The 9,612-nt window shown below is 38.0% G+C and carries 11 protein-coding genes; 7 read left to right on the top strand and 4 right to left on the bottom strand.

Going from position 1 to position 9,612, the window contains the following annotated elements:
- Nucleotides 1-233: 233 nt before the first annotated feature.
- The gene (repM, locus tag F960_RS01730) at nt 234-1,157 is read left to right on the top strand and encodes a replication initiation protein RepM (protein ID WP_004856439.1); all 924 of its coding nucleotides are present in this window, start codon (nt 234-236) and stop codon (nt 1,155-1,157) included.
- The gene (locus F960_RS01735) at nt 1,154-1,450 is read left to right on the top strand and encodes a hypothetical protein (protein ID WP_004856442.1); all 297 of its coding nucleotides are present in this window, start codon (nt 1,154-1,156) and stop codon (nt 1,448-1,450) included. The genes repM (F960_RS01730) and F960_RS01735 overlap by 4 nt, the downstream gene beginning before the upstream one ends.
- Here the strand turns inward: F960_RS01735 and F960_RS01740 are convergent.
- On the bottom strand, nt 1,447-1,731 hold the full coding sequence (locus F960_RS01740) for a DUF8583 domain-containing protein (RefSeq protein ID WP_004856445.1): 285 nt from the start codon (nt 1,729-1,731) through the stop codon (nt 1,447-1,449). The two genes, F960_RS01735 and F960_RS01740, sit on opposite strands and share 4 nt — an antisense overlap.
- A gap of 208 nt (nt 1,732-1,939) precedes the next feature.
- Between F960_RS01740 and mobQ the strand changes: the two genes are divergently transcribed.
- Complete coding sequence (gene mobQ / locus F960_RS01750) at nt 1,940-2,911, top strand: MobQ family relaxase (RefSeq protein ID WP_004856449.1); 972 nt, start codon at nt 1,940-1,942, stop codon at nt 2,909-2,911.
- Nucleotides 2,908-3,405 carry a hypothetical protein gene (locus F960_RS01755; RefSeq protein WP_004856450.1) on the top strand — a complete coding sequence of 166 codons (498 nt, stop codon included), beginning with the start codon at nt 2,908-2,910 and terminating at the stop codon, nt 3,403-3,405. The genes mobQ and F960_RS01755 overlap by 4 nt, the downstream gene beginning before the upstream one ends.
- A gap of 170 nt (nt 3,406-3,575) precedes the next feature.
- On the opposite strand, the gene F960_RS01760 is transcribed toward F960_RS01755, so the two are convergent.
- From F960_RS01760 to F960_RS01770, 3 genes are all read right to left on the bottom strand, one after another.
- Complete coding sequence (locus tag F960_RS01760) at nt 3,576-3,866, bottom strand: addiction module antidote protein (protein ID WP_004787581.1); 291 nt, start codon at nt 3,864-3,866, stop codon at nt 3,576-3,578.
- A 3-nt stretch (nt 3,867-3,869) separates the two neighbouring features.
- Nucleotides 3,870-4,166, bottom strand: coding sequence for a type II toxin-antitoxin system RelE/ParE family toxin (locus F960_RS01765; RefSeq protein WP_004787583.1), 297 nt, complete (start codon nt 4,164-4,166; stop codon nt 3,870-3,872).
- Between the two features lie 323 nt (nt 4,167-4,489).
- A complete protein-coding gene (locus F960_RS01770; protein WP_004787586.1) occupies nt 4,490-5,131 on the bottom strand; it encodes a TetR/AcrR family transcriptional regulator C-terminal domain-containing protein in 642 nt (213 codons plus the stop codon).
- A 65-nt stretch (nt 5,132-5,196) separates the two neighbouring features.
- On the opposite strand from F960_RS01770, the gene tet(39) reads away from it, so the two are divergent.
- From tet(39) to repM (F960_RS01785), 3 genes are all read left to right on the top strand, one after another.
- Complete coding sequence (gene tet(39), locus F960_RS01775; RefSeq protein ID WP_004856455.1) at nt 5,197-6,384, top strand: tetracycline efflux MFS transporter Tet(39); 1,188 nt, start codon at nt 5,197-5,199, stop codon at nt 6,382-6,384.
- 175 nt (nt 6,385-6,559) lie between these two features.
- Nucleotides 6,560-7,894 carry an ISNCY family transposase gene (locus tag F960_RS01780; RefSeq protein ID WP_004856465.1) on the top strand — a complete coding sequence of 445 codons (1,335 nt, stop codon included), beginning with the start codon at nt 6,560-6,562 and terminating at the stop codon, nt 7,892-7,894.
- A gap of 725 nt (nt 7,895-8,619) precedes the next feature.
- Nucleotides 8,620-9,543, top strand: coding sequence for a replication initiation protein RepM (repM, locus tag F960_RS01785; protein ID WP_004856439.1), 924 nt, complete (start codon nt 8,620-8,622; stop codon nt 9,541-9,543).
- Nucleotides 9,544-9,612 lie beyond the last annotated feature (69 nt).

The raw sequence follows: 9,612 nt of genomic DNA on the forward strand, positions 1-9,612 counted from the left end.
CAGTTTTAAGCACTCCCCTCTTTTTAATATTTTTTAATTTTTTAATTTTTAGCCTCTACAATTAATTGATATATAAGAATAAAAATAGCAATAAGTACACCTTTATCTTGCAATAAGTACACCTTTATCTTGCAATAAGTACACCTTTATCTTGCAATAAGTACACCTTTATCTTGCAAAGTGACACTCAATAAAATAGAGTGTACTTATATATTTAAAAAACATGTGTGCTTATGAAAAAGGAACTAGTCGTTAAAGATAATGCACTAATAAATGCCAGTTATAATTTAGACCTATCAGAACAACGTTTAATACTGTTAGCCATACTTGAAGCTAGGCAATCAAATACACCCAATGATAAAGATTTGACGATTCATGCTGAAAGCTATATCAACCATTTCAATGTTCATAGAAATACAGCCTATAAAGTTCTTAAAGATGCTTGCAAAAGCCTATTTGATCGTAGATTTAGCTATCAAAAGCTGACTCAAAAGGGCAACATTGAGAATGTAATAAGTCGATGGGTACAACGAATATCTTATGTAGAAAATGAAGCTCTTGTTCGTATTAAGTTTTCTGATGATGTTGTACCGTTGATTACAAATTTAGAAAAACACTTCACCAGTTATGAACTAGAGCAAGTCAGCAGTTTAACTAGTGTTTACGCTATACGCTTGTATGAGTTGCTTATCGCATGGCGTAGTACAGGCAAAGTGACTATGGTAGAGCTAGAAGAGCTAAGATTAAAATTAGGCATAGAACCCAACGAATACAAGAGAATGGGGCAATTTAAAGAAAAAGTTTTACACCTTGCCATTGATCAAATTAATGAGTACACAGATATAAAAGCAGAGTATGAACAACACAAACGTGGTCGTTCAATTATTGGTTTTTCATTTAAGTTTAAGCAAAAATCACAGCCGAAAAAATTAGATTCTAAGCGTGACCCAAACACACCTGACTTTTTTGTCAAAATGACCGATGCACAACGCCATTTATTTGCCAATAAAATGTCAGAAATGCCTGAAATGGGGAAATATTCACAAGGTACAGAAAGCTACCAACAATTTGCTATCCGTATAGCAGATATGCTTTTAGAGCCTGAAAAATTCAGAGAGCTTTATCCAATATTAGAAAAATCAGGATTTCAGCCATGATTAAATTAAACAACCTATCAACTGATCTAAAACATGTGACCGTTGAATACCTCGACATCGTAAATTATGAAATTGCGAGGGAAAATATATGCGGTTATATCTTCCTATTATCTCGAATATCCAAAAATGCAGAACCCACCAAAAAAATGCAGATGGAAAGCAAAATACAGGACTTAATTTACTATCGAGATAATTTGCAGATAGAGGACAAAGACAATATTCAAAAGGTTTTAAATACGCTCATTCCCGAGTATCAAGCCGAACAGAACAACCAAACAGCTAAGAAAAATTAGGCTTCAATATCGGGCAAATCAAAAAGCTGTCTATCTCTATTTTCTGTTAAATATTCGTTGAGTTCAGCGAGTATTTTTTCTTTATTGGCTTCATTAGATTGCATCTTTTTAATTAAGTAAGAACCGAGCAAAATTTTACGTCTTGTATCGTCCTTTCTTTCTTGTTCCTTTTGCTTGGTTTTTTCTCTTGCATCAATAGCCTGTTTTTGAGCTTTTAACTGTTTCAACTTTTCTAATTGGGCTTCAATTTTCTTTTCGATATTTTCAGCAGATTTTGTCATAACGGTTAATTTCGGGATATAGAAAACCACTCAAGCATAAAACCCTATGAATTGAAATTCAAGCGGGCTATATGCTATCGTGTTTTTCATGAAATGCGCACTTACGACTTGAACAAAGTTCAAGTCAAAGTTGCGCAAGGGGACACCCCTTAACCCCAAAAAACTGCTACGCAATTTTTTAAAAGCAAAAGCACCCCAAGGCGACTGCATGGCAATTTATCATTGTTCCACTAAAACGGTGAACCGAAGTTCGGGGCGAACTGCGGTTGCATCATCTGCATATCGTGCAGGGGAAAAACTAGAAGATGAACGCACAGGACTGACCCATGACTTTACGAGAAAAGACGGTGTCGCCCATTCTGAAATTCTGTCTAATTTAGATATTGAAATTGACCGTGGTGAACTTTGGAACTTGGCAGAAAAAACCGAAAACCGTAAAGATGCCCGAACCGCTAGAGAATGGGTCATTGCCCTACCTGATGAATTAGACGCTGATCAACGTAAGGACTTGGCAAAAGACTTTGCCAGGTCCTTAGTTGATCGCTATGGAGTGATCGCAGATTTAGCCATCCATGAACCCAGCAAAGGCGGTAATGATAAGAATCATCACGCCCATATCATGCTTACCACCCGAAAAGCCGAATTGGACACGGACAATAAACTCACCCTGACCACCAAAACCGATATTGAACTCAGCAACGCCAAACGAAAAAGCCTTGGTATGGGTACAACCCAAGACGAAATTAAACAGATTCGGGAAACGTGGGCAAATTTAGCCAATCACGCATTAGAACGAGCAGGCTACCGAGAAAAAATAGATCACCGCAGCTATGCCGATCAGAATAACGGACTACAAGCCACCATCCATGAAGGCACTAAAGTCACCCAATTACGCAGACAAGGCATAGACACTGAAATCAGCCGTTTTAATGACAATGTGAAACAGCAGAACGCCCAACAGCTTGACCAACAGAAACAGCAGAAAGAGAGCGTTTTACAGCGTGGTTTAAACCGTGTCGATCAAGGTTTTGATCAATGGCAGAAGAACCAAGAAACCAAACGTCTAGAACTGGAACGCCAAGCGGAAATGAAACGACAGCAAGAATTAGATAAACAACGAGCCGAGCAAGCACTCCGCAAGGCATATCAAAAACTAAGTAGAGGCGGAATGTCATTATGAGTAATCAAAATGATTTAGATGACCAGTTATATATTTTATTGGCATCCATGAAGGAATATCGAGAAGCCATAGCAGACGATAAGAAGCGATTAGAGCAGTTTTACAACCAAGTCGCTAGTGGAGTGCTAGACAAGGCTGAAAAATCGCTAGAAAACACAAATAAGAAGCATACAGGTGCATTAAACAACAGTATTCAGGCATTAAACGAAGCTACAAACAGGCTCAACTTAAAACTTATCTTTATTTTTGCCAGCACGTTTGTTGCTGTGATGATGGTGTTCATTTTGGCTATCTTTTTATACATACCAAGCAAAGACGAAATTGATGAACGTAGAGCAGATATGGCTGTACTAAAAAAATATCCGCTACAAATTCGAGAAAGTGATGGTGAAACATTGGTGAGAATAATGAGGAAAAATTGCTACTCGTTTGAACCGAGTAGTGTCAAAGAAAAAACGTATGACTGGTGTCAGATCGACCCTAAAAAATACTAGTTGATCGGTACTTTGCTTGGTTTTTCTCATTACAAATCAAATTACAGCAAGCGCAAAGTTGCCCGACTTTGAAACATGGCTTTAGCCATCTTTCAAAGCATCGAGCTGAAATTTCGCATAAGAGATTTTATGTTAAATAAGATGGAACTTAGACAAAATTTTATTAATAGTTATGCATTCTGCACAGTTAGTTTTAGACCTAAAGCATTTACTACACGATTAATCGTATCAAAACGAGGTGCTGAATCTTGACGGAGTGCTTTGTAAAGTGCTTCACGTCCAATTCCTGCTTCTTTAGCGATTTGAGTCATACCACGAGCTTTAGCAATTACACCAAGTGCATGAGCTAGTTCAGCAGGGTCATTCTCTTCAAGAACCATATTAAGATACATTACAATATCTTCTTCACTCTTAAGTGCTTCTGCCATGTCAAAGCTAGGTAGATCAGCTATTTTAACCATTTTTCAATCCTCTAAAGATTTTGATAAATCAACAGCTCGTTCTATATCCTTTTGCTGTGTAGATTTATCACCACCTCCAAGCATCACAATGATTACATCACCATGTTTGATGTAATACATGCGCCAACCTGGTCCGAAGAACTCTCGCATTTCCCAAACACCTTCTTGAAGATGCTTTACATCGCCCCAATTACCACGCTGAACCTTATCTAATCTTCGATTCAGTTTAAGACGGGTCATACTGTCTTTAATGCTATCTAGCCATTCATCAAATTCAGGGAGACGTTTAATCTCGGTCATGAAAGTTCCTCTTTATTGTATTCGATCGAATACACAACATTATAATGAATATATTTTATGAGTAAATGAAATAATAAGAATATATTTTATCAATTGATTATTTAATAACCTATGTTCTTGGCAAAAGGTATCAAACCTGCTCATAAAAAAGCCGACTTGTTTCTAAGTCGGCTTTTTACTGTTTTTGAAGTCAGTCAAAATTTTATAACTATATGAAAAACAATAATATTTTAAATTGCGTTTCGTATAAGCTCTATTATGTTAAATAATTAAGGATAAAAGCTTTATTACTAAATAGAACAGTTGCTTAAAGCAGTATAGAGTTAAGTTTGCATTTTAATATCAAGTTGTCTTTCAGCACCGATAATCACCATACGAATCCCATTTTCAAAAATGTCATCCGCATTCATATTTTGTAAGGTATTCACTCCTTGGAGCATGAGTGGATATATAGTTGGATCGGCTTCGAATGGTGGGTCTGATCTTATTTCTTCTTGCTGCTCCTCAAGGACCCACCCAACAATAAACCTTCCTAATGTCATAAGTAATGCAACTGCTTCAACAGGAGAAAACCCAGCATGAGATAACAGCGCAACTTGGGCCTCAATCGTGTTGAAATGTCCTTGACTGGGGCTAGTTCTTGCATGTAGACGAGCACCATCACGGTAAGCTAGTAGTGCTCGACGAAAGCTTACAGAATTAGCGAGCAACCAATCTTGCCATGTCATCCCATCGATGGGTAAAGAAACTAAATGGTGTTCATTTATAATGGTTTCCGCCATTGCTTCCATTAACAAGGATTTATTCTTGAAATGCCAATATAGAGTTGGAGATTTAATACCCAATCGTTGAGCTAGCTTGCGTGTGGTTATTGAATCTATGCCTTCTTCATTCAACATATCCAATGCGGTACGCAGGACTATTTCACGTGTCAGACGTTGAGGTGCAATATCTTTTTTACTCATAAATCTATCACTGATAGGGAGTGTGTGAGAGAATATTAATTCTATCATTGCTAGAGAAGGCATTTGTGAAGAAATCATTGAGCGTGATTTTAATCACTATATTTCTGGATGCTGTTGGGATTGGTTTAATTATGCCGATCTTGCCTGAATTATTACGGTCATTGGCTGGAGCTGAAGCAGGCGGTGTTCACTATGGTGCTTTATTAGCTGTGTATGCTCTGATGCAGTTCATTTTTGCACCTATCCTTGGAGCGTTGAGTGACCGATTTGGACGTCGACCTGTATTAATTATTTCAATTGCTGGTGCAACGGCTGATTATCTCCTAATGGCTGCTGCTCCTTCTCTATTGTGGCTATATATTGGTCGTATTTTTGCGGGAATTACAGGTGCCAACATGGCTGTTGCAACAGCTTATGTTTCAGATATTACTCCAGCCCATGAGCGTGCAAAAAGGTTTGGTCTCCTTGGAGCTGTCTTTGGTATTGGGTTTATAGCGGGTCCGGTAATAGGTGGAGTTTTGGGTGAATGGAACTTACATGCACCGTTCTTTGCTGCTGCTTTTATGAATGGGATTAATTTAATAATGACAGCAGTCTTATTAAAAGAATCAAAACACAGCAATAAAATGACTGAGAAGGTTCAGGAGCAATCAATATTAAAGAAATTATCCTATTTGATCACTCAACCTAATATGGCTCCATTGCTTGGTATCTTTTTAATTATCACATTGGTTTCACAAGTCCCCGCAACTTTATGGGTTATCTATGGGCAGGATCGTTATGGCTGGAGTATATTTATTGCAGGTGTTTCCCTTGCTAGTTATGGAATATGCCATTCTATTGCACAGGCTTTTGCTATCGCCCCTATGGTAAAGAGGTTTGGAGAGAAAAATACGTTGTTATGTGGAATAGCTTGCGATGCAATTGGTTTACTTCTTTTATCTATTGCTGTTGAAGAATGGGTGCCTTTTGCGTTGTTACCATTGTTTGCCCTTGGTGGAGTAGCCGTTCCTGCTTTGCAAGCAATGATGTCCAGAGGTATTAGTGATGAAAGACAAGGTGAATTACAAGGGCTATTAAGCAGTTTTAATAGTCTGGGGGCTATAATTGGTCCTGTATTAGTTACTAGCCTCTATTTTATGACTCAGGCATCAGCTCCTGGAATGGTATGGGCATTAGCTGCAATACTTTATGTAATCACCCTACCCTTATTGCTTAAGTATCGCCTGAATAAATATTCTGGAGTTCCATAAAATATTTAATTTATTGGTTTAAAAACTAATGGATTCTATAGTTTATCTAAAATTAACATAATACACCTTATCCGAAATGCTTATGTTAGAACCCATTTAAAGTGTCTATATTCTCACCAATAAAAATGTCTAGTTTATGATGGTTTTTATCACCATGGACTGGATATAAATATAGATGCTGATCACTATGTCTGACAAAGAAATTCAACGGCTTGCAGTTCTGCAAGACGTTCGAGATCATCGTATTACCCAGGTCCGTGCTGCTGAAATCCTAAATCTTTCCACCCGTCAAATTACCCGGTTATTGCAGAAGCTCAATCAAGATGGTGTCTCAGGTATGGCACATGCCAGTCGTGGTCAACCTGGCCATCGTCGCCATGATGACTTGTTAAAATCAAAGTGCCTTTCCATTATTGCTGAACATTTGCTGGGCTTTGGACCCACCTTGGCGCATGAGAAGCTCAGCAGCATGTTTGACCTGAATATCCCGGTAGAAACGCTTCGGCGCTGGATGACGGCCAATGACCTGTGGATTCCGCGATCCAAGCGCCTGAAGCGTCCATATCAGCCACGTTATAACCGGGATTGCTTCGGTGAACTGATCCAAATTGATGGCTCATATCATGACTGGTTTGAAGGTCGAGCTGCAAAATGCTGCTTGTTGGTTTATATCGATGATGCTACTGGAAAGCTGTTGCATCTGCGCTTTTGTGAGGCTGAAACGACCTTTGACTACATGCTTTCAACCCGAGCCTACATTGAACAATACGGCAAACCTCTAGCCTTTTATAGCGACAAGCATTCGGTATTCAGAGTTAATAAAAAATCCAGGCAAGACAGCCAGATTACGCAATTTGGGCGGATTCTGAATAATTTGAACATCGATATTATCTTTGCCAACTCACCCCAAGCCAAAGGTCGTGTGGAACGTGCCAACAGAACCCTTCAGGACCGTCTGATCAAAGAGATGCGCCTGGAAGGCATCGGTTCGATTGCAGAGGCCAATATATGGTTACCCTGCTTTATTGAGCAGTTCAATCAGAAGTTCGCCAAATGTGCGCGAAACTCAAAGAACCTGCATCGGCCATTAACCGAATCTGATCTTGAACTGGATGATATTTTTACCTGGCAGGAACCGCGTAAGGTCACCAAGAATCTGACCCTGACCTATGACAAGTGTATTTATATGCTTGAACCGACAGAGCTGAATCATAAGCTTGTTGGGCAATACATTTCATTTCTGGAGTACCCGGATGGTACTGTGGCAATCATGCATGAAGGACGGAAGATCAACTATAGAGTCTTCAATAAACTGGCTGGACTACAGCAGAATGATGTGGTTGAGAATAAAAGATTAGGTTCGGTCCTGGCCCATATCCAGCAGCAACATGAGGAATTGGAGAAACAGAATAAACGTTCCCGTCTCAAGAAAAGTATGCCGAGTCGTAGAGCTCAGAAAAATATTATTAAACAAAGAAAGTTGAATCCTGTACTTGACTCTTGTAGTTAAAAACAGGACATTTTAAATGGTTTTTCGCATAGACATTTTAATTGGTGAATAACAGCTTAGATATTTTCATTATCTTTCAATGTTATAGTCAATACTTAATAGCCCGAAACGTCATGCTCGGGCTTTTTTTATGATTCTTCACGTTCCACGACTAATATTTCATCAATGTTTCACAACTTTGATTAGCTCCAGTAAATAATTAAAACCTAGATAATAAGAACCGAGCGAGTGTCTACGAGCGATTGAGCATCATCAAAATTTCGACCTCGCTTTTTCTCTGATTACAAGCTCCCTTTCGATTTTAAACGGTAGTTACAGAGCATCCCGAATGGGTGCGAACTTTGGAGCTTTTGCTTTTCAAAAAGTATGAGCGAAGCGAATACATTACCAATGCTTTTGCTTTTAGATTTCATAAACAGGATTAACCAAAAACTGCCCCATGAAGCGAGGAACGAGCTTCAATAGAGTACGAGCTTTAGCGAGTACATAGGGCAGTTTTAAGCACTCCCCTCTTTTTAATATTTTTTAATTTTTTAATTTTTAGCCTCTACAATTAATTGATATATAAGAATAAAAATAGCAATAAGTACACCTTTATCTTGCAATAAGTACACCTTTATCTTGCAATAAGTACACCTTTATCTTGCAATAAGTACACCTTTATCTTGCAAAGTGACACTCAATAAAATAGAGTGTACTTATATATTTAAAAAACATGTGTGCTTATGAAAAAGGAACTAGTCGTTAAAGATAATGCACTAATAAATGCCAGTTATAATTTAGACCTATCAGAACAACGTTTAATACTGTTAGCCATACTTGAAGCTAGGCAATCAAATACACCCAATGATAAAGATTTGACGATTCATGCTGAAAGCTATATCAACCATTTCAATGTTCATAGAAATACAGCCTATAAAGTTCTTAAAGATGCTTGCAAAAGCCTATTTGATCGTAGATTTAGCTATCAAAAGCTGACTCAAAAGGGCAACATTGAGAATGTAATAAGTCGATGGGTACAACGAATATCTTATGTAGAAAATGAAGCTCTTGTTCGTATTAAGTTTTCTGATGATGTTGTACCGTTGATTACAAATTTAGAAAAACACTTCACCAGTTATGAACTAGAGCAAGTCAGCAGTTTAACTAGTGTTTACGCTATACGCTTGTATGAGTTGCTTATCGCATGGCGTAGTACAGGCAAAGTGACTATGGTAGAGCTAGAAGAGCTAAGATTAAAATTAGGCATAGAACCCAACGAATACAAGAGAATGGGGCAATTTAAAGAAAAAGTTTTACACCTTGCCATTGATCAAATTAATGAGTACACAGATATAAAAGCAGAGTATGAACAACACAAACGTGGTCGTTCAATTATTGGTTTTTCATTTAAGTTTAAGCAAAAATCACAGCCGAAAAAATTAGATTCTAAGCGTGACCCAAACACACCTGACTTTTTTGTCAAAATGACCGATGCACAACGCCATTTATTTGCCAATAAAATGTCAGAAATGCCTGAAATGGGGAAATATTCACAAGGTACAGAAAGCTACCAACAATTTGCTATCCGTATAGCAGATATGCTTTTAGAGCCTGAAAAATTCAGAGAGCTTTATCCAATATTAGAAAAATCAGGATTTCAGCCATGATTAAATTAAACAACCTATCAACTGATCTAAAACATGTGACCGTTGAATACCTCGACATCGTAAATTATG

Origin of the sequence: Acinetobacter gerneri DSM 14967 = CIP 107464 = MTCC 9824 (assembly GCF_000368565.1) — a bacterium.
GTDB lineage: Bacteria > Pseudomonadota > Gammaproteobacteria > Pseudomonadales > Moraxellaceae > Acinetobacter > Acinetobacter gerneri.